The following is a 26,118-nucleotide window of genomic DNA, read 5'->3' as shown; positions in this document are numbered from 1 at the left end:
TGAATATGCGGTCCCTTCGGTCATTGTGCCTGGCGGCTACCGTCTTCACGGCTCTTGCCTGTCCTGGCGTCCTTTGGGCAAAGGTCAGCGCCACAGCGGATGGTCGGGTGATGCGGCTCGATGGCGGCGGCGTGACCTATGCCATGGGTGTGGATGAGCAGGGCTATCTCCAGCCGCTCTATTGGGGGCAGGCGCTGGATGAGAAGGCACCGCTCATAGCCCGGCATCCCACCGAATTGTCGGGGTTCGACCCGGCCGGATCGATCACCGCGCAGGAATATGCCGGGCAGGGGGAGGGGCTGGTCAGCGAACCGGGCATCAAGGCGGTTTTTGCCGACGGCAATCGCGACCTGGTCCTCAAATATCGCGGCCACAAGATTTCGGGTGAAACGCTGACGGTGGAACTGGCCGATATCCGCCGGCCGCTCACGGTGACACTGCATTATGTGATTGATCCGGCGACGGGCGTGATCGCCCGATCGGCCAGCGTTCGCAATGGCGACAGCAAGCCGGTGCGCATCGACCAGATTGCGGCGGCGACCTACACGCTGCCGGTCGGCAACGGCTATCGTCTCCGCTATCTGACGGGGCGCCATGCGTCGGAATGGTCGCAGGTAGAAACGCCGGTGACGCCAGCCCTGACCGTGCTGGAAAGTCGCCGAGGATCGACCGGCCATGGCAATCAGCCCTGGTTTGCGCTGGTCAAGGACGGCAAGGGCAGCGAGACGGATGGTCCTGTCTGGTATGGGGCGCTGGCCTGGTCCGGTTCCTTCCGCCTGTCGGTGGGCCTCGACAATCTCAGCCGGGTGCGGATCAGCGGCGGTTATAATCCCTATGATTTCAGCTGGGCGCTGAAGCCGGGCGAGAGCCTGGACACACCGATTTTCTACACGGGTTACAGCAGCAAGGGCATGGGAGACGCCTCGCGCCGTTTTCATGCGTTCCAGCGCGCTGCGATCATTCCCGGCGGCGCCAAGGCGAAGATCCGGCCGCTTCTCTATAATAGCTGGGAGGCGACCACCTTCAACGTGACAGAGGCCGGACAGATGGCACTGGCCGAGAAGGCGGCGAAGATCGGCGTCGAGCGTTTCGTCGTCGATGACGGCTGGTTCGGCGCGCGCGACGACGACAAGGCGGGGCTGGGCGACTGGACGGTCAATCCGCGCAAATTTCCCAATGGCCTGAAGCCTCTGATCGACCGGGTGAAGGCGTTGGGCATGGATTTCGGCCTCTGGGTCGAGCCGGAGATGGTGAATGTCAATTCGGACCTCTACCGCGCCCACCCCGACTGGGTGTTGAACTTCCCGGACCGTCCGCGGACCGAGGGCCGCAACCAGCTCGTCCTGAACCTTGCCAGGACCGATGTGCGCGATCATCTTCTGGCGGTTCTGGACCGGTTGGTGCGCCAGAACGACATCGCCTTCCTCAAATGGGACTATAATCGCAACTGGACCGAGGCCGGCTGGCCGGGCGTGCCGCCGCAGGATCAGCAGCGGGTGCAGGTCCAATATGTCCGCAACCTCTATTATATCCTGTCCGAACTGCGGCGGCGGCATCCGGGACTGGAAATCGAGGGCTGTTCGGGTGGCGGCGGACGCATCGACCTGGGCATTATGGGCCAGACCGACCAGAGCTGGACGTCGGACAATACCGATCCCTATGATCGGCTGATCATTCAGGACGGCTTTACCCAGGCCTATGCGCCGTCGATCATGATGGCCTGGGTGACGGACAGCCCCAACTGGGCGAACGGCCGGGAAACCAGTCTCGACTATCGCTTCCTGTCCGCCATGCAGGGCAGCCTGGGGATAGGCGCCAATCTGGATCATTGGCAGGAGGCGGATTTTGCCACGGCCAGGAAATGGATCGCCGCCTACAAGTCCATTCGGGATATCGTGCAGCGCGGCGATCTCTACCGCATCGCGCCACCTCGGCCAGATGCGGCAAGCTCTGCGACCTTCCATGTCTCCCCGGACAAGCGCCGGGCCGTGCTGTTCCAGATGCTGCACAGTTCATCCTTCCGCGACAATGTGGAGGCGCTCCATCCTGAGGGGCTTGATCCGCTCCGCAGCTACCGGGTGCGGATGCTGGACGGATCGGCCTTGCCCGATGATGTGCCGACGGAGGCGAGCGGCGCCTACTGGATGGAACAGGGGCTGCGCGTGAAGTTGAAGGGCGATTACAAGGGCGCGGCCTATCTGTTCGAAAGCTGAGCGCTCAGCGGCGCGGTGGGCGGATATCGAAGGCGATCGACAGCCGCTGGCCATCCGCGAACGGCACGGTGCCGTGCCACAGGGTGGACGGAAAGAGGATCAGCCGCCCGACCTTCGGCTCGATCTCGCAATAGGGCGGCAGATCCAGCCCCAGTTCCGACGGCGGTGTACCGAAACGCAGCCAGCCCGAAGGCTCTTTCCCCATAGCGTCCGGGTCGGGCAAGGCGACATGCAGCGCCGAACTGATCCAGCCGACCGGATGGGTGTGGGTGACATGAAAGCCCTGGGCATGGAGGCGCACGGACCAGCTACCTGCAAATTTTACCTCGCCGCGTGGCGTTCCTAGCAGCGGATGGCCCGGCTCGGCGGCAGGCAAGCGATCGATATAGTCGCGCACGTTTGCCTCGATCGCCGCGCGGGTGCGCTGAATGATCGGCTCATGTCGGAACAGCAGCGGCCGGTCGGTCTGGGTGCCGCCGCGCACCGACTGATCCGGATAGGGGGAGGTGGCCGTGTGCAGCGTGCGGAGCAGGTCGGCCAGATCGGACAATTCCTGCGTATCCAAACCGATGTCGGCCGCATGGATGAGCTGCTCTGGCCGGTCGAGCCAGGCCGCCCGGTCGTCCCCCAGCAACCGCCAGCCGATCGACAGATAGGGCCAGAACAGCGGCGCGGATGGTGAGCCAAGCTGTGCGAGCGCGATTTGCACCGCCCGCTCCGGCGCGGCGCAGCGCAATGCATGACGGACACGGGCAAGGGCAAGGCCAGGATCGGGGCGGTCGGCCAGCCCGTCGAACAGGTCGGGCCTGTTCGCTGCTGCGCCCGATTCTGCTTCCAGATAGAGGCGCGCCACCTCCAGCGCGCCCGCATCGCCGCAGGCGCGGTTGGCGTCGTGTAGCACGGCGCGGGCATCATCCCACGACTTTGCCTTGGCCAGCCAGTGGAAGCGAGCCAGATGAAGCGCCAGATTATGCGGCTCGGTGCCCAGCGCTTCGGCAAAGCCCTCATCCGCTCGGCCGCCTACGCCGGCCAGGCGCCGCAATGTCGCGCGATAGGTCTGACCCTCAATCCAGCCGGGATGATCGTCGAGCGCGGCCGTCATCAGGGCCAGTGCCGCATCGATGTCGCCTTCCGCCGCAAGCGCGCCGGCATGGCCACGAACCAGTGCCATGTCTCCAGGCGCGAGCGCGCGGGCAACAGCGAATTGAGCGGCGGCGTTTCGTCCCGTCTCATAGCGCAGTTGGGCGAGCAGCGCCTGCGCCGGCGGATCGTCCTTCGCCAGAGCGGCGGCGCGCTCGGCGGCGATTAGCGCAGGCTCATGCGTCTGCATTTCGCGCAGAACCAGTGCTTTGAGCCAGAGGAGGCGGGGATGGTCTGGCCAGGCTATGCCGACCTTTTCCAATCGCGAGGGGATCTGGTCTCCAGCCCCGACGCGCAAGGCGTCCAAAATGGCCGACTCGATCGATCGCAGCCAGGCGGCGGCATCGGGAGAAGACGGCGATGTTGGCTGGTTCGCGACCAGATCGACGAGGCTGTTATCGTCTTTCATCCTCAACCTGCTTGCTCTTGTTTCTGGGCCGCAGCCGCCGCTTGTCTGATCGCAATATAGCCATAAACACCGGGCTGACGAGATGAAATGCAAACGTTTGCTGTAATATGTTGCAAAGGTTTGCAGTGGTGGTTATGCAAGCCTTCAACCGACCGCGAAGCGATGCGCGGCGGCCCTAAGGAGGGGATGATGAAGACCAGCTTTCAGCCAAGCCGCATTTCCACGTTCGCGTTGGCCATGGCCTGCCTTGGCGGGCCTGCCCTGGCGCAGGACGCTGCACCTGCCGAAGCGCAGGCGGCAGCCGCCGGGAATGCCGAACCCGTCAACGGCGAGGATATTGTCGTGACCGCCGCAGCCGGCGACAAGTCGCGGTTCCGATCGTCCATTTCGGTGTCGCAGGTCAGCCAGGAAGCGATCCAGAATTTCACGCCGCGCTCCGAAGCCGAAGTGCTGCGCTCCATCCCCGGCCTCCAGCCCTCCGACACGGCGGGACCGGGCGGCAACGCCAATATCGGCGTGCGCGGCATCCCGGTGTCGACCGGCGGATCGGAATATGTCGCGCTGCAGGAGGACGGCCTGCCCGTCACCCTGTTTGGCGACATCCAGTTCGGCAACAACGATTATTGGCTCCGCTTCGACCAGAATGTCGAGCGCGTGGAAGCCGTGCGCGGCGGCTCCGCCTCCACCTTCGCCAGCCAGGCGCCCGGCGCTGTCGTCAACTATATCAGCAAGACCGGCGAGAAGGAGGGCGGCTCTATCGGCCTGTCCAAGGGGGTCGGCTTCCGCGAGACGCGCGTCGATTTCGACTATGGCGGCCCGATCAGCGACACGCTGCGCTTCCATGTCGGTGGCTATGCCCGCGAAGGCGGCGGCCCGACCAATGAGGATTTCAATATCCTGCGCGGCTATCAGGTGAAGGCCAATCTGACCAAGGATCTGGGCGATGGCCGGGGCTATATCCGATTCAACTTCAAGCGGCTGGACGAACAGGCGCCGACCAACACCACCATGCCGTCGCTGGTGGCGATCGATGGAAACAAGATTACCGATTTCAAGCCATTGCCGGGCTTCGATGCGCGTGACGGATCGACCTATTCCATCTATCAGCGCAGCTTCCAATATGTCGACACCAACGGCGTGCTCAAAAATGCCGATGTGGAGGGCATCCACCCCCGCGTCACCTCCGTCGGGGCGCAATTCCATTATGAACTGAGTGACGCGCTGACCGTCGACAATAATTTCCGCTACACCGACATGAGCGGCAATTTCACCACCCAGTTCCTGAACGTCGCGACGACCGCCAGCGTGCTGGGATCGACCGTGAACGGGCAGACGGTGGGGGCGATCCGCTATGCGGCGGGGCCGAACAAGGGGCAGGCCTATACCGGCACCTATCTCAACAATAATCCGAACATCAACACGGTGATGAAGGATATGGGCAGCATCGCCAATAATCTGGCGCTGACCGGCAGGTTCGATGTGGGTGCGGGCAAGATCACGGTGCAGGCGGGCTGGTTCCACATGAGCCAGAACATCGTTCAGGACTGGCATGTGAACCGCCAATATAGCGCGCTGGAAGGCGAAAATGCCGCGCCGCTCAATCTCTACTCCACCACCGGCACGCAGATCACCGCAGCGGGTCAGGCGGGATTCAACGACAATTGGGGCAATTGCTGCGCGCGCAGCGTCGACCTCAAATATACCGACGATGCGCCTTTCCTGTCGGCCAATTATTCGGGCGGCGGCTTTGACCTCGACGCCAGCGTGCGCTTCGATCGGGTGCGCGGCGAAGGCACGGCGCAGGCGGGCGTTGCCGGCCCCGATTATATCGTCAGTGATGAAGTGGGCAGCGCGACCATCCCGTCGATGGTGCCGGGCGGTGCGATCGAGCGGATCAATTACCGGCGCAGCTATACCAGCTGGTCGTTCGGTGCGCTCTATGCCTTCGACAGCAGCACCAGCATCTTCGCCCGTGCCAGCCGGGGCGGGCGCTTCAACGCCGACCGGCGCACGCTGGGCGGGAATTTCAATGCCGACGGGTCGCTCAACAGCCAGGGTGCCAGCACGGCGATCAACTTCCTCAATCAGCAGGAAGTGGGCGTGAAGCATCGTGGCTTCGTCGGTGGGTCGGGCAATTATTCGGTGGAAGTCACCGGATTTCGCTCGACCCTCACCGAAAATAATTACGACTTTACCCGGATCAACAATCCGCCGCCGAACAATGATCCCAACATCTCCAACGACTATCGCTCCTGGGGCGTGGAACTGACCGGGCGTCTCAATCTCGGCAATTTCCGCCTGGCGGTCGATGCGACCTGGGTGAACCCGAAGATCAAGGACAGCGCAACGGCGGCGTTGGTCGGCAACCGGCCCGGCGGCATTCCCAAGCTCACCTATCTGATCTCGCCTTCCTATGATGCGGGCCTGTTCGCGGTCGGCCTGTCGGCCAGCGGGCAGTCCAGTGCGCCCAATGATGACTTCAATCTCTACACCGTGCGCGGCACGACCTTCTTCAATGGCTTCGTGAAGGTGCGGCCGATCGAGAATCTGGAGTTGGGCCTCAACGCCAATAATCTGTTCGATACGCTTGGCTATCGCGGTGGCGGCCAGCTGCTGCCGATCAGCGCAACGACTGGCATCTTCCAGAATAGCGCGGTCTATGGCCGCACCGTGACGGCTTCGATCCGCTATAATTTCTGACCCGATCCGACGCCGGAACGCATGTTTCGGCTACCTCGAAGGCCCGGCTCCCTCAAGGCGCCGGGCCTTTTCTTGTCAGCTTGATTCTCGGGTCACGATCTCCGGCGCGATCTGGATCGATCCGACCTCCTCGCCTGCAAGCCGCTGACATAGCTGCTCGACCAGCAGGGCGGCCCCGCGCTGGATATCCTGCCGGATGGTGGTGAGCGGAGGGTTGGATAGCCGTGCCAGCGGCACATCGTCAAAGCCCACGACCGACAACTGGTCGGGCACGCGGATATCCTGTTCGGCGGCGGCGGTGATGACGCTCATGGCGGTCACATCGGACGCGGCAAACACGCCATCGGGGCGATGGCCTGCCGCAAAATAGTCGGCCGCCACGCGATAGCTCGCCTCCGGCGTGACATGCGCATGGACCAGTTCGACCCGATCGCGCACATCGGCGGGTAGGGCGGACAGAAAGCCTTCATAGCGGGCGGCAAATTCCGGCACCGCGACATTGCCGAAAAAGGCCAGCTTGCCGCGTCCGCGCTCCAGCAGATGGCGGGCCGCCAGCGCGCCGCCGGCGATATTGTCGGTCCCGATCGTCAGATATTGGTTGCGTTCGGCATGGGCGCCCCAGATGACCAACGGGCGATAATGGCTGGCGGTGCGGTCCAGCACGGCGCTCTGGTCGGACTGGCCGATGATGATGACGCCATCGACCCGGCCGGCGCGGATGAAGGCGTCCAGCCAATCCTCGCCATCGGGCAGGACGCGCGACAGCAGCAGATCATAGCCGCGCTCCGTCAGTTCGTCGGCCAGAAACCCCAGCATCGCCATGAAGAAGGGATCGGACAGATGTTGCCCGCGCTCATGACCCAGGGGCAGCAGGACGGCGATCGCCCCGGTACGGCCCAGCCGCAGATTCTGCGCGGCGACATTCAACTGGAAGCCATGCTGGGCCGCCAGTTCCTGAATACGACGGCGGGTATCCTTGTTGAGCGCGCCCTTCGACGTCAGCGCACGCGATACCGTCGATACCGAGACACCGGCGATCCGGGCGAGGTCGGTTATGCTTCGGACAGGTTCGTTCTGATGATCCGTCATGGCCTATCGTCTAGGCCAGGGAAGGACGGGGGACAATCCGGATCGCAGCTGTATCAATTCTTTCGGGGGTTCCTGACGATCAGGGTGGCGGCCCCGGCTGCGATCATCATCACACCGCTCATCAACAGGATGTTACGCGGATCGCTGCCCAGCAGCGGGCGATAGATGACCGGGACGATCAGCGTTTCAAGCAGCATGGGAATGACGATGAACATGTTGAAAATGCCCATATAGACCCCGGTCCGCTCGGGCGGGATGGCGTTGGCCAGCATGACATAGGGATTGCCCATCATGCTGGCCCAGCCAATGCCGATGCCGGTCATCAGCAGGAACAGGTGCGTGCGATCGCTGGTGCCGGGGATGGCCAGCATCGCAGCGCCGGACAAGGCGACCGCGACGGCATGGACATAATGCGGCCCGATCCGCCGACCGAGTGGCACCATGGCGAAGGCGGCGAGGAAGGCGACGGCATTGTAGAGCGCGCCCGCCTGGCCGGTGAGCAGCACCGCCTGGCGAAAGCCGCTGCTAGTCGGATCGGCCGTGTCGAAAATGGAGCGGGCCAGCGCGAAGCTGATGAACTGCCAATAGGCGAACATGGCGAACCATTGCAGCAGCATCGACAGGGCAAGCTGGCGCATGGCGACGGGCATGTCGCGCACAGCCGCCATGAAGTCGCGCAGCGCCGTGCCGCAGGACAAGCGCTCGCCGCGCATGCGCGCAATCTCCTCCGGCGGCAGCGGCAGCTCGGGCACGCGCAGCACGGACCACAAGATCGTCGAGATGGAAATGACGGCACCGATCAGAAAGGCGATCCGGGTCACGTCCGGTATGCCGTTCGCATCGACCAGATCGGCATCGAAGCCCCACCACACCAGGAGCGTCGGCGCCAGATAGGACAGCGTCTGGGCAAGGCCGGTAAAGGCGCTCTGCGTCAGGAAGCCGACCGACCGCTGGCTCTCGTCCAGCCGATCGCTGACATAGGCGCGATAGGGCTCCATGGTGATGTTGTTCGCCGCATCCAGCATCCAGAGCAGGCTGGCCGCAAACCAGAGCGTCGGGCTGTAAGGCATCATCAGCAGGCCGAGGCTGCACAATATGGCGCCGATCAGGAAATAGGGCGTGCGCCGCCCCCAGCGGCTGACCGTCCGGTCGCTCAATGCGCCCACGATCGGTTGCACGAGCAGGCCCGTGACCGGCCCCGCCAACCAGAGCAGCGGCAGATGCGCCTCATCCGCGCCAAGATAGCGATAGATCGGCCCCATATTGGCCTGTTGCAGGCCAAAGGAGAATTGGATGCCGAGGAAACCGAGATTCATTTCGACGATGCGTGACAGATGCATTCGTGGTTTGCTGGCTCTGTCCCGCATAGATCCTCTCCGTCGCCCTTGCGACCTTTCTGTCGTCGATCATACAGAGTGATGATGAATATGCAAACGTTTGCTTAAGGAGGGCAAATCGACTAAGGGCGAGTGTGCGGCAGATAGATCGTCGGGATGGCCGACCTTCCGACCGGGCGTCAGCCGTCAATACCGATCGTCATGCCCGTAAGCGCTTGCAGTGCCGTGAGCAGGCGATCTCCATGATCGGCGCTAGCTGCGGGAACTGCCGGCTCTTCGCGCCGCATGGCATGCCAATAGCCACCACTGGTCCGCGCTGCCTCGTCGTTGCTTGCGGCGAGCCAGCTCTGCGTCGCCTGTCCGGTCGCGATGTCGACCGGCGCGGACGCGCCGCCCATGCGTGTGCGCACCCAGCCTGGATCGACGGCGTTGCTCAGCACGTCACGCCATCGCCGTGCTATCGCCATGGCAAACGCGACGATTTGAAGCTTGCTATCGGCGTAGGCCTGTTCCGGCTGCCAGCGACGCCGGGTCCAGTCGAGATCATCCACGCCGGCATTGCCGCCCCGGTGAAGCCCGCTGCTCATGTAGACAAGGCGCTCGGGCCGTTCGATGCAGGCGGTCAGGACATAAGGTGCCAGCAGATTGACCGCGGTCATGACGCTGTGGCCTTCCACCGTCCGACCTCTGCCGCTCGCGCCATGTAGTCCGGCATTGTGGATCACTGCGTCCATGCGACCGATGGCATTCACCGCATCGGCCAAATCTCGTGTTTCCGACAGCAGGCTGAGATCGCCTGTCACTATTGCCAAAGCTTGCGGCACTTGCGCTGCCAGAGCCGCAGCCCGTTCGGCATTGCGGGCGTGGAGAACGACATCATGTCCGCCGGCAAGCAACGACTGCGCAGCGGCCAGCCCAAGACCGGTAGAACTGCCGGTGATGAAAATTCTCGCCATATCGACTCCTTGCTCGGCGCATGGCCAGCGCCCAGAGGGCCAAAACGCATCGGGTCTATCTACGCTGCCAACTATCGCGTTCGGCGAAGATCCTCTGCATTTCCAACATATTCTCGGTGCCCCAGCTGCATAAAGGCTCGAGCGCCTGAGCGAGGCTTTGGCCGAGGGGTGTCAGCGTATAGTCCACGCGCGGCGGCACTTCCTTGTAATCAGTGCGCAGCAGAATCCCATCTGCTTCCAGTTCCTTCAACTGCTGGATCAGAACCTTGTCGCTCACGTCGCGGATCGCGCGTTTGAGCGCGCCGTAGCGATTGGGCCCCTGGAGCAGGAAGTAGAGGATCAACGGCTTCCACTTGCCGGCAATGACCTTGAGCGTCGCATCGAGGCCGCAGGTGAAATTAGGAGCAACGGTTCCAACTGAACACGCCCCTGCAGGCGTCGGAGCATCAAACAGGGATTTGGGCTCTGCAGACATTTTCGATACTTACCAAAAGGTGCATACTTGCCGATAGGTAGGTACGCCTCCAGCTACGTGCAACATTAGTTTGGAGGAATTCATGAAAAGACTGGAAGGCAAGACTGCCATCATCACCGGCGGCGGTACAGGCATCGGCCTAGCATCAGCCCGGCGCTTCATCGCAGAAGGCGCGTTCGTCTATATTTTCGGACGTCGACAGGAAAAACTCGATGCTGCCCTAAGCGAACTAGGGGCAAACGCCCGCGCAGTGGCGGGTTCGGTTGCCGATCCTGCCGATCTCGATCGCCTGTTCGAGACAGTGAAGGCAGAGCGCGGATCGATAGACATCCTTTTCGCCAATGCCGGAACAGGCGCGCTGGTGCCGCTGCCGGACATTACTGCCGACCATTATGTTGAAACCTTCGACGTCAATGTGAAGGGCACGATCCTCACAGTGCAAAAGGGACTGAAGCTCATGGACACAGGCGGCTCGATCATTCTGACCGGGTCGACCACGGGTGTGATGGGGACACCGGCCTTCAGTATTTACAGCGCCTCCAAGGCTGCCGTGCGCAATCTTGCGCGCAGTTGGCCGCAGGATCTGCGGGGCACGGGAATCCGCATCAATGTGCTTTCACCCGGGCCAACGCTGACCGAACTGGCGGCCGAGGTCGTCGGCAAGGAGGCGATGATCGAAATGGGAGCAACTACACCGATCGGTCATGTCGGTGATCCATCCGAAGTGGCGGCAGCCGCTGCCTTCCTTGCCTCATCCGACAGCAGCTTCATGACCGGAAGCGAGCTGTTCACCGATGGCGGACTGGCGCAAATCTAAGCTGCATGCCGTTCTTTACGCGCCGACTTGCTTTAGGGCAAGCCGGCGCGAAGTCGCTGATAGGTGGATGATGCACAGACTGCCAGTCCACCTGCATTATGACCGTTAGCGCATCCTGTTCAGAATGGTTTTTGGACTGAACGTTTGACACAGCTAACATGCGATAACGAAGAGACCGAAGTTGGGTCCAGCAAATGGTCCGCTAAATGGTAAAAATAGGTCACGACCGCTGATGGCCCCGCGCAGCGACCGGCAGCTTTCGCACCTTAACCTCTCCGAGCGCGACATTCGTCTTGCCGTTGGCTACCGTGGTGAGGTGCGGAAATTTCGATTAACCGAAACAACTACACGTCTCATCACATATTGATCTTTATGGGGGTACTGCAGGGGGATCATTCAGCAAATTTCGGAACAATATAACGCAAAATCATTGCCTTAGATCGGTTCTTAGGTCTGTGTGAGATCCTACTCCCGCAACCAAATCACACACACACGCCGCCTCGGATCTCCCCAAGGCGGCTTTTCTGTGTCCGGAAATCATCGCACCCGCTCGCCCCGCACCTTCGCCGTGCCGAACAGCCCCATCCTGCACTTGCCGCTCACGACATCGCCGGCAAAGACCAGCTCATATTTCAGCGTGATCGCCATCGGCTTTGTCACCTTCATCTCCCAGGACACCTGATTGCCGGCGATCGTGCCGGCAAATTCCTGCGATCCCTGATCGGCCTCCAGCCGCCCCGTGACCCGATCGCCCGCGACCTGGAAATGCGCCACCATCGGCTGCGGCCCCATCGGCGTCGCCAGCACCAGCTTCCACGCGCCGTCGATCCCGACCGGGGCGGCAGGCGCGACCGTCGGGGCAGGGGGCGCTACCGGGGCAGGGGCATCGGCCTCCGGCGCCCGATGGTCGGGATGGAAGCGGCTGACCGGATGTTCGGGCCAGGGCCGCCCCTCGATGATCGTCATCAGCTTGTCTGGCGTCAGCGGCAGGTCCACCGGCACCTCGCCGAACGGTGCCAGCGCATCGGCGATCGCATTGACCAGGGTCGGCGGGCCGATGATGCAGCCGCCCTCGCCAACGCCCCGAAAACCGCCTTCGGCCTGCGAGGGGGTATCGGCGTGGACATATTCGAAAGCGGGCACGTCGAAGCTCGTCGGCAGCGCATAATCCTTGAAGGTCGCCGCCGTCGGATTGCCCTGCGCATCGCGCGCGGCATCCTCCAGCAGCACGCTGCCTATGGCTTGGGCCAGGCCGCCGGCAATCTGCCCCTCGACCACCGCCGGATTGATCATCACCCCGCAATCCTCGCTGCTGACCCAGCGCTGGATCGTCACGAACCCGGTATCGGCATCGACCTCGACGATGCAGGCATGGGTCGCGCTGGTGAAGGTCATGGGCGGCGGATCATAGCGATATTGCGCTTCCAGCCCCGTCTCCATGCCCGGCGGCAATCGCCCCGGTTCGCCATAGGCGATCTCGGCAATTTCGCGCAGCGTCCGCCGCATCTCCGGCGCGCCGGCGACATGGACCATCCCGTCGGACAGGCTGATCGCCTCCGGACTGGCGTTGAGCAGATGGGCGGCCACCACCTTCACCTTGTCGGCGAGCAGCCGCCCGGCCCGGATCGCCGCACCGCCGCCGATCACCCCCTGCCGGCTGCCGCCCGCGCCGGGGCCAAATCCGCCGCGCGAGCTGTCGCCATCGAAGATGGTGACGTCCTCGATTGGCACGCCCAGCTGCTCGGCGATGCACTGCGCCATCGTCGTCTGGGTGCCATGGCCCTGCGAATGGACGCTCATCACCGCGACCACCCGCCCGGTCGGCTCGATCCGCAGTTGCGCCAGTTCGCCGGTCATCACCGCGATGCTGCCGGCCGCCCCGGTCGGCTCGATATAGGCGGCAAGGCCCAGGCCCAGATAGCGCCCCTGTGCCCGCGCCGCGGCCTGCTCTGCGCGGAAGGCGGGCACGTCCACCACCGCCAGCAGTTTCTCCAGACATTGCGCCGGCGTGATATCCTCGCGCGGGATGCCGAGCGGCGTGACCGACGGCTGGTCGGCAGCGGTGCAGAGGTTGCGGCGACGGATTTCGATCGGATCGATGCCGATCTGCCGCGCCGCCCGGTCGAGCAAGGTCTCGCGCGCCAGCGTCTCGATCGCCCAGGGGCCACGATAGGCGGCCAGCCCCGGCGTATTGCTGTACCAGCCGCGCGATACGAAGCTGTAGGCGGGGATATTATAGGCCGCCCACAGGAACATATGGACCGCGATATTGGCGTCCGCCCCCATCGGATAGGCGCCGTTGTTGAGCGCATAATCGGCATGGCTGGCGATCAGCCGCCCGTCCGCGTCGAAGGCGGCGCGCAATGTCATTTCCTGCTCGCGCGCCTGGTTGGCGGCGGTCAGATTCTCGATCCGGTCCTCGATCCACTTGACCGGCCGGCGCAGCAGCATGGCGGCAAGGATGGCGGACACCTCCTCCATCCAGGGATGATTTTTGAGGCCGAAGGAGCCGCCGACATCCTTGGCAATCACCCGCACGCTCAGGCCCGGCCGGTCGAGCGCCAAGGTCAGCCAGCGCGCCACCAGTTGCGGCCCGGCGCAGGTGATATGAACCAGCAATTCGCTCTCGCCCTGCAGGCTCGCCACCACGCCGCGCGTCTCCATCGGCGACTGGGCGATGCGCTGATGGCGGATCGACTGGCTGACCAGATGCGGCGCGCCCGCCAGCAGCGCCTCCAGCGCGGCATCGGCGTCCTCCTCGCCCATCAGCGCGGCGACATTGTCGTCGGTATCGGGATGCACCCGTGGGCCAAGGCGCGCATCGTCCAGCGTGACGACGGCGGCTTCCTCGGCATAATCGACCACCACCAGGCTGGCGGCATCCTCGGCCAGATAGCGATCGTCGGCGATCACCAGCGCGACCGGATGACCGACATAGGCGACCCGCCCATCGGCCAGCGGCGTCATCGCCACCTCCACCGGGCCGAGGAAGAAACTCAGCATGGTGACGCCGAACGGCGCCAGATCCGCCTGGGTCAGCACCGCATGAACGCCGGGTTGCGCGCGCGCGACATCGGTGTCGATCGACCGGATCGTGCCGCGCGCGATCGGGCTGCGGACGAAGGCGGCGTGCAGCATGCCGGGCAGGATGATATCGTCGACGAAGCTGCCGCGCCCGGTCAGCAGCCGGCCATCTTCCTTGCGCGGCACGCGCTGGCCGATGAAGCGCTGCGCGGAAATCGGCGGCGCATTCATGGCGTGCCATCCTTCGCCGCCAGTTGCCGGATCGCGCGGCGTATCCCCTGATAACCGGTGCAGCGGCACAGATGACCGGACATGGCTTGGGTCATCGCCGCTTCGTCGGGGCGGGCGCCATCGGCCCGCAATGCAGCCAGGGTCATGACGATGCCCGGCGTGCAGAAGCCGCATTGCAGGCCATGGTTATCCTTGAGCGCTTGCTGCACCGGGTGGAGCGTGCCGTCGGCCGCGGCCAGCCCCTCGACCGTGGTCAGGCTGCATCCATCGGCCTGCACCGCCAGCATCAGGCAGGACCGCACCGCGCGCCCGTCTACGATCACCGTGCAGGCGCCGCACACCCCCTGCTCGCAGCCGACATGCACGCCGGTATAGCCCGCCGCCTCGCGCAGCCAGTCGCTCAGCATCAGCCGCCCGTCCACCAGCCCGCGATGCTGTTGGCCGTTTACCATCATCGAAATGCGATGCTCGCTCATGCCGCCAGCCTCCGGTCGAGCGCCTGCGCCAGACTGCTGGCAAAGATGCGCCGGCCGACGCTGCGTCGATAGGCGGCGCTGGCATGGCCGTCGTCAATCGGCGCGCTGTCGGCGATCGCCAGATCGGCAATGGCCTGCACATCGATCCGGTCGATCGCCTGACCGACCAGCGCCTGCTCCGCCTGGCGCGCGCGTATCGGCGTTGGCCCCATGCCGAACCAGGCGATGCCGGCCCGCTCGATCCGCCCCTGCACCACCGCCAGCGCGCCGACCAGCCCGACCAGCGCGAAATCGCCGGGCCGCCGCGCCAACTCGCGGAACAGCGGCACCGCATCCGCCGGCCAGGCCGGATAATCGATCGCCACCAGCATCTCGTCCGGCGCGATCGCGGTGGCATAAGGGCCAAGATAGAGGTCGTCGGCGGCCATGGTCCGCGCGCCGCGCACCGACCGCAGGGTCATGGACGCCCCCAGCGCCACCGCCGTCGCCGGCATCTCGGCCGCCGGTTCACCCAGCGCGATCGACCCGCCGATCGTCCCGCGATTGCGGGTCTGGTGATGGCCGACATGGGCCAGCGCCGTGACGAAGACCGGCAAGGCCCGCGCCAGCAGCGGATTGGCCAGCGCATCGGCCTGCCGCGTCGCCGCGCCGATCCGCAGGCCGCCGGCATGGGGGGCGACGCCCTGCAATTCGGGCAGATGGCCGATGTCGATCAGGATGAAGGGCTGGCTCATGCGCAGCGCCAGCAACGGCATCAGCGTCTGCCCGCCCGCCAGCAATTGCGCGCCGCCCCCGGCCTCGGCCAGCAGGGCGCAGCCATGGTCGATGCTGGTGGCGCGAACATAGTCGAACGGCGCGGGCTTCATCGCCGCCCCCTGCGCCCGGCCTCGAACCCGGCCAGCGCCGTCACCGCCAGCAACAGGCCGATCGCCACCATGCCGGTGCCCGCCACGCCGCTGCGCTCCAGCAGCACCCCGGTCGCCAGCGCCAGCAAAAGCGCGATGATCCAGCCCCAGGGATGGCCGCCCGCCGATGGCGGAGCCTGCACCGGCGCCGGCGCAGCAGCGACCGGAGCACCCTCCGCCGGCACGGTGCCGCCGCTGACCACCGCGTTGAAGTTGCGGAAAAATTGCCCCGCAAGCTGCTTCGCTGTCGCATCGATGATCGGCCCACCCAGTTGCGCCAGCCGGCCGCCAACCTCGGCCTCGACCGCATAGGACAGGCGCGTGGCCGGGCCATCGGCGGCCAGCGTCACCTTCGCGCCGCCCCTGGCATGCCCCACCGTGCCGCCCTGGCCCTCGCCGCTGATGCGATAGCCATTGGGGGCGTCGATCTCCGACAGGGTGACGGTGCCGGCAAAGCGCGCGCCGATCGGCCCGATCTTCACCGCGATCTCGGCCCGCAACCGGTCCCCGCCGTCACGCTCCAGCGACTGGCAGCCGGGAATGCACTGGCGCAGCACCGCCGGATCATTGAGCGCCTGCCATACCGCGTCGCGCGGCGCGGCGATCCGCTCCTCGCCGGTCATCCGCATCAGAAGCGCGCCGCCGTCGCTGTGTCGGTGTCGGGCTTGCGCGTGCCCAGCGCCTCGCGCGCGGTGGCGCGCAGATAGGACCAGATATTGTGGATCTGCGCCTTGCCCAGCGGGAAGCGTGGCATGCCCCGTTCGGCCAGCGCGCCTTCCTGCACCACCTGGTAGAAATTCTCCTCCGACAGCGACAGGGCGGATTCGCGCAGGTCCGGTCCCGGTGCGCCGGCACCCTTGAACGCCATGCCGTGGCAGGCGCCGCAGATGAAACCCATCTCCTTGCCGGCCGCCACCGCCTTTTCGTCCAGCACGATGCTGGGATCGTCGAGCGCATGGACCGCCATGTCGCGCGGGGGCGATGGCGCCAGCCGCGCCTTGCCGCCGATCGCGAAGCTCAGCAGCCGGCGGGGCTGGGCGCCATATTTCCAGCCGACATTCAATATCTCGCTCGCCGCCGCCGTGGTGCCGCCCCAGCCGACCAGCAGCGACACATATTGGGTGTCGCCGATGGCATAGCTCATCGGCGCGCCGATGATCCCCAGACCCGCATCGAAGCGCCACATTTCCTTGCCGCTCGCCGCGTCATGCGCGCGGACATAACCGTCGGCGGTCCCCTGGAACACGAGCCCGCCGGCCGTCGCCAGCGTCCCGCCATTCCACAAATGGGGCCGCGTCATGCGCCAGCGCGCCTTTTGCGCCACCGGATCCCACGCCAGCAGCGCGCCGGTCAGGTCATCCTTGTCGCGCTTTTGCGTGATGAAGCTGGCGCTGGCCCCGGTGATGCTGGCCAGGAACCCCTTGTCCGCCTTTGCGTAGCGGGCGCCGGCCTGCATATAGGGGATATAGGCCAGCCCCGTCTGCGGGCTGTAGCTCATCGCCTGCCAGTTATGGCTGCCCAATGTGCTGGGATAGATGTCGACCGGCCCGTCCTGATAATGGGCGTTGGCGGTTTCCACCGGGCGTCCCGTGGTCATGTCGATATGGCTGGCCCAGCTCACCTTGCCGACCTTCTCGGCCGAGATGAGTTTTCCGGTCTCGCGGTCCAGCACATAGAAGAAGCCGTTGGTCGGCTGCTGCATCAGCACCCGTCGGGGCTTCCTGTCGATCGTCACGGTCGCGGCGATCATGTTGGCCGTCGCCTTGTAATCCCAGCTTTCGCGGGGGTTCTGCTGATAATGCCAGAGATATTTACCGCTATCGGCGTCCAGCGCGACGATCGAGGCGACGAACAGATTGTCGCCGCCGCCCGGACTGCGCTTTTCCGGATCATAGGGGCCGGCATTGCCGACGCCCAGATAGATGCGGTTGAGCTCCGGGTCGAAGGTCATGCCGTTCCACACCGTGCCGCCGGTGCCGGTCTTCCAGTAGGAACCGTTCCAGCTCCTGGCCGCCATTTCCATCACCGGGTCGCCGGCATTCTGCTCCGGGCTGCCCGGCACCGTCCAGAAACGCCAGACCTGCGTCCCCGTCTTCTGGTCATAGGCGGTAACGAAGCCGCGCTGGCCGATATCCGCGCCGCCATTGCCGATGATGACCTTGCCGTTGAAGGTGCGCGGCGCGCCGGTCAGGCTGTGCATAGTGCCCGGCGGCAGCGTGTTGACGCTCCAGACGACCGCGCCGGTCCTGGCATCCAGTGCGATCAGCCGGCCGTCCAGCACGCCGATGAAGATCCGGCCATTGTCGTAAGCGACGCCGCGATTGACGCCCATGCCCATCGCCTGCCGGGTCGGATTGACCTTCCAGATTTCCGGATCATATTTCCAGATCAGCCTGCCGCTCGCGCCGTCGACGGCATAGACCGCGCCATAGCTGCCGCTGAAATAAAGGATGCCGTTCACCGCCAGCGGGGTCGCCTCCAGCGATACCTCGCCCTCCAGGTCGAGCGACCAGGCCAGGCCCAGCTTGCGGATATTGGCGGTGTTGATCGCGCTCAGCTGGCTATAGCCGCTCTCGTCGGCGCTGCCGCTGACTCCGGGCCAGTCGCCCCCCGTGCCGGTCTGCATCGCCTGCTGCGCCACCAGCCCCGCGGCCGACGCCGCCAGCGCAAGTCCCGCCACCGTCCGCACCAGAAACAGCCCGCGCGTCCCCCGCATCCGCTCTCTCCCGTCCTGCCCGCTTGCCGCGAAGCCTGTTTTACTGAACAGGTGTTTAGTTTTTGTCGCTCAGCCGGTCAAGCAGGCGCAGGCCATCGCCCGCGGACATCGCCCCGGTGCTGTCATCATCGCTGTCAATTTTGCCCTGTCGGGATCAGTCCGCGCCGGGGGCGAAGCGGGCGCGGGTCGATTGCGCCGCCTTGCGCGCTTCCTCGACCGCGGCCTCCTCGGTCGCGAACAGCAGATGGTCGATCACCGCCGCCAGATGGCCGCGCATCGCCGCCCGCGCCGCCGCCGGATCGTGCGCCCGGATCGCCTGGGCGATGACGCGATGCTCCTCGACAACCGGCGTCACCTTGGCGGCACGGGCCTTGGCGAGCAGCAGCCGCGATTCCGGCGCGCTCGCCCGCATTTCCCACAGCCGCGCGACACTGTCGACCAGCGCCGCGTTGCGCGTCGCCTGCGCGATCAGCATGTGAAACTGCTGGTCGACGGCATAGGCATCGCCATCGCGCAGATTCTCGCTGGCGATTTGTTCGACCAGCCGGTCCAGTTCGTCCAGCTCGTCCGGTCGGGCATGCAGTGCCGCCAGCGCCGCGGCCTCGCCCTCGATCGCCAGTCGCGCCTCCATCAGTTCGAAGGCGGTGATGCTGAACCGCGGCGCCTCGGCCGCTTGGCGATCGGCGCCGGGTATCCGCACCACATAGGCACCCGATCCGACCCGCACCTCTACCAGCCCCTGCACTTCCAGCGCGATGATCGCCTCGCGCACGGTCGGGCGGCTGACATCATGCTCGATCGCCAACTCGCGCTCGGGCGGCAGCCGGTCGCCCACGGCATAGCGGCCACCCGCCAGGTCCGCGAGCAACCGCCGGGCCAGTTGCTGATAAAGGCGGCTGCCATCGCCGACGTCCGGCAGGGTCTGGGAAGAACTGGTCATGTCAGCCCCTCTCATGCGCTACTCTGTCCGGCTTTTGAAGCCCCTCAGCCGGGTTCAGCTGGGTAAGGCGATCATCGATATCTGTCGGCCATAATCACCTTCCTGCGCATGGCAGGACCGGCGATAGCTGAAGAAGCGATCGGCCTGGCTATAGGTGTCCTCGTCCAGCAGGCTGATCCGCCCGATCCCCGCCGCCTGCAGCCGCGACGCGACATAGGCGGCAATGTCGAACTGGCAGTGGCCCGCCCGCCCGGCGCTGAAGAATCGCGCATTGTCCGCGTCGTCCCGCTCGAACCGCTCGGCAAAGTCCAAAGTCACCTCATAGGAAGCACGCCCGATGCAGGGGCCGATGGCGCAGGCAATGCCCGCGCGCGTCGCGCCCAGCATCTCCATCGCCGCGATCGTCCGGTCGGTGACGCCGCTGATCGCGCCCTTCCAGCCGGCATGGGCCGCGCCGATCACGCCGGCTTCCCTGTCGGCAAACAGCACCGGCACGCAGTCGGCGGTCAATATGCCCAGAATCAGCCCTGGCGTGCGGGTCACCATCGCATCCGCCTCGGGCCGTTCATCCTCGGCGATCGGCGCGGTCACGGTCACCACATCGGGCGAATGGACCTGTCGCACCGTCACCAGCGTCGCGCCGGGCAGCAGCGCGTCGCGCGCCAGATCGCGGTTGCGCAGGATCGCCAGCCGGTCATCCTCCGACCCCAGCCCGACATTCAACCCGGCGCACACACCGGTCGATACGCCCCCCTGTCGTCCGGCAAAGCCATGCGGGACATCGCCCAGCGCGGGCGCCCGCAGCAACTCGATCATAAAATTTCCTTCGCGCGTTCAGTGAAGAAGCATGTCTCAGAAGCGCAACATACTTGCGCATGGCGGATTAGGCGATAGTCTCCCGTCCCACAGAAAAGGGGGGGCGGCTAACGCGTCGCCCGGGCAGAAGACTCCAATAAAGGGTTTCATTGATGATTTTCGGGCGCGTTAAGCCTCTCGACGCCATATTGGCGACGGCAGAGAAAAAATCACTGCATCGCTCACTGGGCGCATTCCAACTCACCATGCTGGGCATCGGCGCCGTCATCGGCACCGGCATTTTCGTGCTGACGGCCGAGGCCGCGCAAAAGGCGGGGCCGGGCATGATGCTCTCCTTCGTCATTGCCGGCTTCGTCTGCGCGGTTGCCGCGCTCTGCTATGCCGAAATGGCCGCCATGGTCCCGGTCTCGGGTTCCGCCTATACCTACAGCTATGCGGTGATGGGCGAACTCATCGCCTGGATGGTCGGCTGGGCGTTGATCCTCGAATATGCGGTCGCCGCCGGCGCCGTGTCGGTGGGCTGGTCCGGCTACGTCGTTGGCCTGATCGAACATACATTCCACCTCGACATACCCGATCTGCTGACGCGCGGGCCGTTCGATGGCGGCATGGTCAACCTGCCGGCGATGCTGATCGCGTCGCTCGTCACCTGGCTGCTGGTCATCGGCACCAAGGAAAGCGCCACCGTCAACGCGGTGCTGGTCGCGATCAAGGTGTCGGCGCTGACCCTGTTCATCGTCCTGTCGGTGCCGGTCATGAACATGAAGGGCTTCACCCCGTTCATGCCGCTCGGCTTCTCGGGCGTGTCGGCCGCCGCCGCCTCGATCTTCTTCGCCTATGTCGGTTTCGACGCGGTTTCGACCGCAGCGGAGGAAACCAAGAATCCGCAGCGCAACATGCCGATCGGCCTGATCGGCTCGCTCGCCATCTGCACCATCTTCTACATGCTGGTCGCGGCCGGCGTGATCGGCACCGTCGGCGCACAGCCGGTCTATGGCCCGGCCGGCGAAGTGCTCGCCCCCGGCTCGACCGCCCTGTCGCAGCAGTGCGCCGCGCTGGCCGCTGCCGGCACCGAAGCCGTCACCTGCTCGAAGGAAGCGCTGGCCTGGACCCTGCGTGAAATCGGCTGGCCCCAGATCGGCAACCTGCTCGGCCTCGCCGCCGGCCTGGCCCTGCCTTCGGTCATCCTGATGATGATGTTCGGCCAGACCCGCATCTTCTTCGTCATGAGCCGCGATGGCCTGCTGCCGGAACTCTTCTCGAAGGTGCATCCGACCTACAAGACGCCGCACGTCATCACCATCCTGACCGGCATCTTCGTGGCGCTGTTCGCGGCCTTCTTCCCGGTCGGCATCCTGGCGGACATCTCCAACTCGGGCACGCTCTTCGCCTTCGCCGCCGTGTCGATCGCGGTGATGCGCCTGCGCAAGACCGATGCGGACCGCAAGCGTCCGTTCCGCACTCCGGCCATCTACATCACCGCGCCGATCGCCATCGCCGGCTGCGCCTATCTCTTCTGGAGCCTGGGCGTTGAAACCAAGCTGATGTTCGTCGGCTGGGCGACGCTCGGCCTGATCGTCTATTTCGCCTATAGCCGCAGCCGCAGCCATGTCGGCCGGGGCGTGGTCGATGTGGCGGAGGCTGGCGCGGGCATCCCGCCCCAGCCGGTGCCGCCGCTGCCGGGCGCGCACACGCCGGGCGGCCAGGACGCCTGATCGGCCTGACGATCGATGGAAGGAAGGGGCGGGCGACCGCCCCTTTTTTCTTGGGTGCCTCTGCCGGCCCGACCCCTGCGACCTTTTGTCTTGGTGACAGCGGGCGGGGGCCGGGCTAGGCCGTCCCCATGGGGAGCCTGCGCGCCTATCTTCAGCAGCATCGGGGGCAAGCGCTGGCGCTTGTCCTGCTGGCGCTGTGCATGAAGGCCTTGCTGCCCGGCGGCTTCATGCTGGCGCAGCAACAGCGCACCCTGGTCATCCAGTTCTGCCATGACGCCGCGATCGGCAGCACCTCCTCGCAACTGATCGTGCCCTTGCAGGCCGATCCCGATCATCAGCCGGCCGATGCGGCCAAGCGCACATGTCCCTATGGCGCGCTCTCCATGGCATCGCTCGGCGGCGCCGATCCGCTGATCCTGGTGCTGGCGCTCGCCTTCGTGCTGCTGCTCGGCTTCGCGCCGGTGCGGCCGCCTGCGCTTGTGCGCATCGGCCATCTGCGTCCCCCTTTGCGCGGACCACCCGCCTGATCCGACCATGGCCGTGCCGCCGCGCGGCCTTTCTTTCAGATCAAGCGCCCCTGCCGGGAAGGCAGGCGCGCGCAAACAGGGTTTCCGATGAAGACATCTCTCGTCGCAATCGCCGCATCGCTGGCATTGCTCCCCACCCATGTCGCCGCGCAGGACAGCCTGCCGGCCGATACCCCCATCGCCGATGACGCGGCCCCGCCGCTCCAGACCCGCTTCGACGCGGCTGCGCTCGATATCGGCAGCGCGCCGCTCAACGGCGCCCGGCTTGGCAGCGGCACATTGCGCCGCCGCGCCCTGTCGAGCAGCGACACTGCCGCCATCCTCGCCAGCCTGCCCGGCGTCGCGGCCAATGGCGGCGGCGGCTTTTCCTCCATGCCGGCGCTGCGTGGCCTGACCGAACAGCGGATTCGCATCACGCTTGACGGCATCCCGGTCGACATTGCCTGCCCCAACGACATGAATACGCCGCTTTCCTATACCGATCCGCAGACGGTCGGCAGCATCGCGGTGGTGCCGGGGGTCTCGCCGGTCAGCATGGGCGGCGACAATATCGCCGGCATCATCGCCGTCGAAAGCGCGATGCCACGCTTCGCCGTCGATGGCGGCACCCTGGTCACGGGGGAGGCATCCAGCTTCTATCGCAGCAATGGCGACGCCTTTGGCGGCGGCGTCACGCTGACGGTCGCGGGCAAGCGGATCAGCGCCACCTATAGCGGCTCCTACACCCAGTCGGATAACTATGACGGCGGCGGTAACCGGGGCGTGGCCCGCTCGACCGAATATGCCAAGACCGACCATCAACTGGCGCTCGCCGCCCAGACCCGCCTCGGCCTGTTCGAACTGAAGGGCGGCTATCATTTCTCGCCCTATGAGGGCTTCCCGAACCAATATATGGACATGACCTCGAACAAGTCCTGGTTCCTCAACGGCCGCTATCGCGGCACCTTCGCCTGGGGCGATGTCGATGCCAGCGTCGGCTATCGCGACACCGCCCATCGGATGGACTTCCTCGCCGACAAGCAGCCCGGCTCCATGCCGATGAACACGCAAATTCACAGCTTCACCTCGGCGGTGAAGCTGAGCCTGCCGGTCGGCCCGCACGATACGCTGCGTGTGGGCGGCGATTATCAGCATCAGGGCATGGACGACTGGTGGCCGCCGGTCGCCGGATCGATGATGATGGGCCCCAATCCCTATATCAACATCAACAATGGCCGGCGCGACCGGCTGGGCCTGTTCGGCGAATGGGAATCGCACTGGACCGATCGGCTTTCCACCTCGATCGGCGCGCGCTTCGATCGGGTGCGGATGAATACGGGCGATGTCCAGCCCTATGGCACCGGCATGATGAACATGGCCGACGCCATGGCGGCCGAAGCCTTCAATGCGCGCAGCCATCGCCGCACCGACAACAACTGGAGCGCGACCGCGCTGGCCAGCTGGCAGGCGTCCGACCTGCTCGCCTTTGAACTCGGCTATGCGCACAAGAGCCGCGCGCCCAATCTCTACGAACGCTATGCCTGGGGCCGGGGTGCGATGGCCAGCCAGATGATCGGCTGGTATGGCGACGGCAATGGCTATGTCGGCAATCTCGACCTCAAGTCGGAACAGGCCGACACGGTCAGCGCCGCGCTGCGCCTGACTGCGAAGGGCGGGGCGACGCTGAAGATCTCGCCCTATTATACCCGCGTGAACGACTATATCGACGCGGTCCATCTCCAGGATCTGACCGACATGATGGGCATGCCCAGCGGCTTCGTGCAGCTGCAATTCGCCAATCAGGATGCCGAATTTTACGGCGTCGATGTCAGCGCCAGCGTGCCGCTCCAGCGCAGCGCCCATGTCGAAACCAGCTTCACCGCCAGCGCTGCTTACGTCCATGGCCGCAATCTGTCGGATGGCGGCCCGCTCTATCGCCAGATGCCGCTCGACCTGAAGATGGGCCTCGCCCATCGCATCGACGCGCTGGAACTGGGCGCCGATGTCGAATTTGTCGCCGACAAGAATCGCGTCGACGCCACCCGCAACGAACCGCGCACGCGCGGCTATGCGTTGGTCGACCTGCGCGCCGGCTATACGCTGCCGCTTTGGGCCAAGGGGCTGAAGCTGACGGTCGAGGCGAAGAATCTCTTCGACGCCGGCTATGACCTGCCGCTCGGCGGCATGTCACTGGGCGATTATGGCGCGACCGGCGTGCTGCGCCCGGTGCCGGGCATGGGCCGCTCGATCAATCTGGGCCTCAGCACGCGCTTCTGACGAACCGGCCGGGCGCATCCCATCGGTGCGCCCGGCCCCTTATCCGTCTATCAGTGCATCGCCTCATAATCCTCGCGCAGCGCGTTGAGGTGCGGTCGGGTGAACAGCTTGCCGCGCTCCGCCCAGAAGACGATCAACAGCGATCCCGATCCGAACACCAGCAGCCCCAAGGTGAAGGGCAGGGTGGTGCCGTCGAAGGCGCGGCCGACCAGGCTGCCCAGCGCGCTCGACACCGCGGTCGTCAGGAACGCCTGGAAGGAGGAGGCGACGCCCGCTCCCTTGGAGAAGGGCTCCATCGAGATCGCGCTGAAATTGGACGCGGTGAACGCCACCGTCATCATCGTCATCGCCTGCAGGACCATGAAGGTGACGATCGTTTCCTGCCCGGCCAGGATCACCGCCAGATGCACCGCCGCAATCAGGATGAAGGCGATCAGCGCGCTCTGGCTCAGCCGCCGCGCGCCGAAGCGCGAGACCAGCCGGCTGTTGACCAGGCTGCCGATGCCCATGCTGCCGGCGATCGTCGCAAAGGCGAGGGGGAAGATCTTCTGCGCATGGAAAACGTCGAAGAAGATCTGCTGCACCGACAGGATGAAGCCGATCAGGCCGCTCATCACCACGCCGCTCGCCAGCATGTAACCGATCGAGCTGCGCGTGCGGAAGATCGTGCCGACCGTCTGGAGGATGGTGCGCGGGTTGATGCGGATGCGATTGTCGGGATGCAGCGTCTCGGGCAGGCGGATCGCCATCCAGCCCAGGATCGCGGTCGCCAGGATCGCCAGCACCCAGAAGATCCAGCGCCATGGCGCGATCCACAATATCGCCTGGCCGAAACTGGGCGCCATCACCGGGATCAGCATGAACACCGCGAAGATCAGCGACATGACCCGTGCCATCGCGTCGCCCTTGAACCGGTCGCGGATGATACCGACGGTGATGACGCGGCTTGCCCCGGCAAAGAAGCCGGCGCTGGTGCGCGCGATCAGCAACATGGTGAAGCTGTGCGCCCCGGCACAGGCGATCGAGGACAGGATGAACAATATCATCGCCCCGCCCAGCACCTTCTTGCGCCCGAACTGGTCGGACAGCACGCCGAACAGCAGCGATCCCACGCCCAGCCCCATGAAATAGAAGCTGATGATCAACTGCCGGTCATTGGGGTTGGCGATATGCAGGTCGCGGCCGATATCGGGCAGGGCCGGCAGCATCGGATCGATCGACAGCGCATTCATCGCCATCAGGCACGCACACAGCAGCACGAACTCGCGGAAATGAATATCCTTTGCGGCAGGCTGCACGCCCATGGGGGAATTTTCGGCCATCACTGGCCTATGCGGACAATCGCCCGGCGGCGCCAGCCCCAACGCGCTTATTTC

The 26,118-nt window shown here is 65.2% G+C and carries 19 protein-coding genes; 6 read left to right on the top strand and 13 right to left on the bottom strand.

All coding sequences use genetic code 11. From position 1 onward, the window contains the following. The first annotated feature begins 5 nt into the window (after positions 1-5). A complete protein-coding gene (locus BRX37_RS20785) occupies positions 6-2,213 on the top strand; it encodes an alpha-galactosidase (protein WP_318276822.1) in 2,208 nt (735 codons plus the stop codon). A 4-nt stretch (positions 2,214-2,217) separates the two neighbouring features. Here BRX37_RS20785 and BRX37_RS20780 read toward each other — a convergent pair whose 3' ends face one another. Beyond that, on the bottom strand, positions 2,218-3,762 hold the full coding sequence (locus BRX37_RS20780; RefSeq protein ID WP_063976526.1) for a putative 2OG-Fe(II) oxygenase: 1,545 nt from the start codon (positions 3,760-3,762) through the stop codon (positions 2,218-2,220). Positions 3,763-3,948: 186 nt separating this feature from the next. On the opposite strand from BRX37_RS20780, the gene BRX37_RS20775 reads away from it, so the two are divergent. Next, positions 3,949-6,462: a TonB-dependent receptor domain-containing protein gene (locus BRX37_RS20775; RefSeq protein WP_063976525.1), complete on the top strand. Its 2,514-nt coding sequence runs from the start codon at positions 3,949-3,951 to the stop codon at positions 6,460-6,462. A gap of 75 nt (positions 6,463-6,537) precedes the next feature. On the opposite strand, the gene BRX37_RS20770 is transcribed toward BRX37_RS20775, so the two are convergent. The 4 genes from BRX37_RS20770 to BRX37_RS20755 all read right to left on the bottom strand — a co-directional run bounded on the left by BRX37_RS20770 (position 6,538) and on the right by BRX37_RS20755 (position 10,319). Beyond that, the gene (locus tag BRX37_RS20770; protein WP_063976524.1) at positions 6,538-7,551 is read right to left on the bottom strand and encodes a LacI family DNA-binding transcriptional regulator; all 1,014 of its coding nucleotides are present in this window, start codon (positions 7,549-7,551) and stop codon (positions 6,538-6,540) included. A gap of 53 nt (positions 7,552-7,604) precedes the next feature. Further along, positions 7,605-8,918, bottom strand: coding sequence for an MFS transporter (locus tag BRX37_RS20765; RefSeq protein ID WP_063976523.1), 1,314 nt, complete (start codon positions 8,916-8,918; stop codon positions 7,605-7,607). Positions 8,919-9,067: 149 nt separating this feature from the next. Further along, the gene (locus tag BRX37_RS20760) at positions 9,068-9,844 is read right to left on the bottom strand and encodes an SDR family NAD(P)-dependent oxidoreductase (protein WP_063976522.1); all 777 of its coding nucleotides are present in this window, start codon (positions 9,842-9,844) and stop codon (positions 9,068-9,070) included. A 55-nt stretch (positions 9,845-9,899) separates the two neighbouring features. Next, positions 9,900-10,319: a winged helix-turn-helix transcriptional regulator gene (locus BRX37_RS20755; RefSeq protein ID WP_081261006.1), complete on the bottom strand. Its 420-nt coding sequence runs from the start codon at positions 10,317-10,319 to the stop codon at positions 9,900-9,902. An 82-nt stretch (positions 10,320-10,401) separates the two neighbouring features. On the opposite strand from BRX37_RS20755, the gene BRX37_RS20750 reads away from it, so the two are divergent. After that, positions 10,402-11,136: an SDR family NAD(P)-dependent oxidoreductase gene (locus BRX37_RS20750; protein WP_125989205.1), complete on the top strand. Its 735-nt coding sequence runs from the start codon at positions 10,402-10,404 to the stop codon at positions 11,134-11,136. Between the two features lie 537 nt (positions 11,137-11,673). On the opposite strand, the gene BRX37_RS20745 is transcribed toward BRX37_RS20750, so the two are convergent. The 7 genes from BRX37_RS20745 to pgeF form a co-directional block, all read right to left on the bottom strand. Beyond that, the gene (locus BRX37_RS20745; protein WP_125989203.1) at positions 11,674-14,391 is read right to left on the bottom strand and encodes a xanthine dehydrogenase family protein molybdopterin-binding subunit; all 2,718 of its coding nucleotides are present in this window, start codon (positions 14,389-14,391) and stop codon (positions 11,674-11,676) included. Next, a complete protein-coding gene (locus BRX37_RS20740; protein ID WP_125989201.1) occupies positions 14,388-14,867 on the bottom strand; it encodes a (2Fe-2S)-binding protein in 480 nt (159 codons plus the stop codon). Before BRX37_RS20740 ends, BRX37_RS20745 begins: the two co-directional genes overlap by 4 nt. After that, positions 14,864-15,733: an FAD binding domain-containing protein gene (locus tag BRX37_RS20735; RefSeq protein WP_125989199.1), complete on the bottom strand. Its 870-nt coding sequence runs from the start codon at positions 15,731-15,733 to the stop codon at positions 14,864-14,866. Before BRX37_RS20735 ends, BRX37_RS20740 begins: the two co-directional genes overlap by 4 nt. After that, complete coding sequence (locus BRX37_RS20730) at positions 15,730-16,401, bottom strand: SRPBCC family protein (RefSeq protein WP_125989197.1); 672 nt, start codon at positions 16,399-16,401, stop codon at positions 15,730-15,732. The genes BRX37_RS20735 and BRX37_RS20730 overlap by 4 nt, the downstream gene beginning before the upstream one ends. After that, positions 16,401-18,488, bottom strand: a complete 2,088-nt coding sequence (locus BRX37_RS20725; RefSeq protein ID WP_125989195.1) for a PQQ-dependent dehydrogenase, methanol/ethanol family — start codon at positions 18,486-18,488, stop codon at positions 16,401-16,403. The genes BRX37_RS20730 and BRX37_RS20725 overlap by 1 nt, the downstream gene beginning before the upstream one ends. A 154-nt stretch (positions 18,489-18,642) precedes the next feature. Continuing rightward, entirely contained in the window at positions 18,643-19,428 is a 786-nt protein-coding gene (locus BRX37_RS20720) for a FadR/GntR family transcriptional regulator (RefSeq protein WP_125989193.1), read from the bottom strand. Between the two features lie 54 nt (positions 19,429-19,482). Continuing rightward, a complete protein-coding gene (gene pgeF / locus BRX37_RS20715) occupies positions 19,483-20,244 on the bottom strand; it encodes a peptidoglycan editing factor PgeF (RefSeq protein ID WP_125989191.1) in 762 nt (253 codons plus the stop codon). Between the two features lie 152 nt (positions 20,245-20,396). Here pgeF and BRX37_RS20710 point away from each other — a divergent pair, with 152 nt between their 5' ends. The 3 genes from BRX37_RS20710 (at position 20,397) to BRX37_RS20700 (ending at position 24,742) form a co-directional block, all read left to right on the top strand. Further along, on the top strand, positions 20,397-21,959 hold the full coding sequence (locus BRX37_RS20710; protein ID WP_010338621.1) for an amino acid permease: 1,563 nt from the start codon (positions 20,397-20,399) through the stop codon (positions 21,957-21,959). 128 nt (positions 21,960-22,087) lie between these two features. Then, a complete protein-coding gene (locus BRX37_RS20705; protein ID WP_125989189.1) occupies positions 22,088-22,486 on the top strand; it encodes a DUF2946 family protein in 399 nt (132 codons plus the stop codon). A gap of 87 nt (positions 22,487-22,573) precedes the next feature. Next, complete coding sequence (locus BRX37_RS20700; RefSeq protein ID WP_125989187.1) at positions 22,574-24,742, top strand: TonB-dependent receptor; 2,169 nt, start codon at positions 22,574-22,576, stop codon at positions 24,740-24,742. Positions 24,743-24,792: 50 nt separating this feature from the next. On the opposite strand, the gene BRX37_RS20695 is transcribed toward BRX37_RS20700, so the two are convergent. Further along, a complete protein-coding gene (locus BRX37_RS20695) occupies positions 24,793-26,064 on the bottom strand; it encodes a multidrug effflux MFS transporter (RefSeq protein ID WP_125989185.1) in 1,272 nt (423 codons plus the stop codon). Positions 26,065-26,118: the final 54 nt, after the last annotated feature.

Origin of the sequence: Sphingomonas sp. S-NIH.Pt3_0716 (assembly GCF_003950715.1) — a bacterium.
In the GTDB taxonomy this organism is placed as follows: Bacteria; Pseudomonadota; Alphaproteobacteria; order Sphingomonadales; family Sphingomonadaceae; genus Sphingobium; species Sphingobium yanoikuyae_A.
The sequence above is the reverse complement of the archived record's forward strand: the minus strand, read 5'-3'. Positions and strand labels throughout refer to the sequence as shown.

Excerpts from the sequence above, each read along its gene's own strand:
- BRX37_RS20785 (WP_318276822.1), top strand. The coding sequence starts at position 6 with ATGCGGTCCCTTCGGTCATTGTGCCTGGCGGCTACCGTCTTCACGGCT.
- BRX37_RS20780 (WP_063976526.1), bottom strand. The coding sequence starts at position 3,762 with ATGAAAGACGATAACAGCCTCGTCGATCTGGTCGCGAACCAGCCAACA.
- BRX37_RS20775 (WP_063976525.1), top strand. The coding sequence starts at position 3,949 with ATGATGAAGACCAGCTTTCAGCCAAGCCGCATTTCCACGTTCGCGTTG.
- BRX37_RS20770 (WP_063976524.1), bottom strand. The coding sequence starts at position 7,551 with ATGACGGATCATCAGAACGAACCTGTCCGAAGCATAACCGACCTCGCC.
- BRX37_RS20765 (WP_063976523.1), bottom strand. The coding sequence starts at position 8,918 with ATGCGGGACAGAGCCAGCAAACCACGAATGCATCTGTCACGCATCGTC.
- BRX37_RS20760 (WP_063976522.1), bottom strand. The coding sequence starts at position 9,844 with ATGGCGAGAATTTTCATCACCGGCAGTTCTACCGGTCTTGGGCTGGCC.
- BRX37_RS20755 (WP_081261006.1), bottom strand. The coding sequence starts at position 10,319 with ATGTCTGCAGAGCCCAAATCCCTGTTTGATGCTCCGACGCCTGCAGGG.
- BRX37_RS20750 (WP_125989205.1), top strand. The coding sequence starts at position 10,402 with ATGAAAAGACTGGAAGGCAAGACTGCCATCATCACCGGCGGCGGTACA.
- BRX37_RS20745 (WP_125989203.1), bottom strand. The coding sequence starts at position 14,391 with ATGAATGCGCCGCCGATTTCCGCGCAGCGCTTCATCGGCCAGCGCGTG.
- BRX37_RS20740 (WP_125989201.1), bottom strand. The coding sequence starts at position 14,867 with ATGAGCGAGCATCGCATTTCGATGATGGTAAACGGCCAACAGCATCGC.
- BRX37_RS20735 (WP_125989199.1), bottom strand. The coding sequence starts at position 15,733 with ATGAAGCCCGCGCCGTTCGACTATGTTCGCGCCACCAGCATCGACCAT.
- BRX37_RS20730 (WP_125989197.1), bottom strand. The coding sequence starts at position 16,401 with ATGCGGATGACCGGCGAGGAGCGGATCGCCGCGCCGCGCGACGCGGTA.
- BRX37_RS20725 (WP_125989195.1), bottom strand. The coding sequence starts at position 18,488 with ATGCGGGGGACGCGCGGGCTGTTTCTGGTGCGGACGGTGGCGGGACTT.
- BRX37_RS20720 (WP_125989193.1), bottom strand. The coding sequence starts at position 19,428 with ATGACCAGTTCTTCCCAGACCCTGCCGGACGTCGGCGATGGCAGCCGC.
- pgeF (WP_125989191.1), bottom strand. The coding sequence starts at position 20,244 with ATGATCGAGTTGCTGCGGGCGCCCGCGCTGGGCGATGTCCCGCATGGC.
- BRX37_RS20710 (WP_010338621.1), top strand. The coding sequence starts at position 20,397 with ATGATTTTCGGGCGCGTTAAGCCTCTCGACGCCATATTGGCGACGGCA.
- BRX37_RS20705 (WP_125989189.1), top strand. The coding sequence starts at position 22,088 with ATGGGGAGCCTGCGCGCCTATCTTCAGCAGCATCGGGGGCAAGCGCTG.
- BRX37_RS20700 (WP_125989187.1), top strand. The coding sequence starts at position 22,574 with ATGAAGACATCTCTCGTCGCAATCGCCGCATCGCTGGCATTGCTCCCC.
- BRX37_RS20695 (WP_125989185.1), bottom strand. The coding sequence starts at position 26,064 with ATGGCCGAAAATTCCCCCATGGGCGTGCAGCCTGCCGCAAAGGATATT.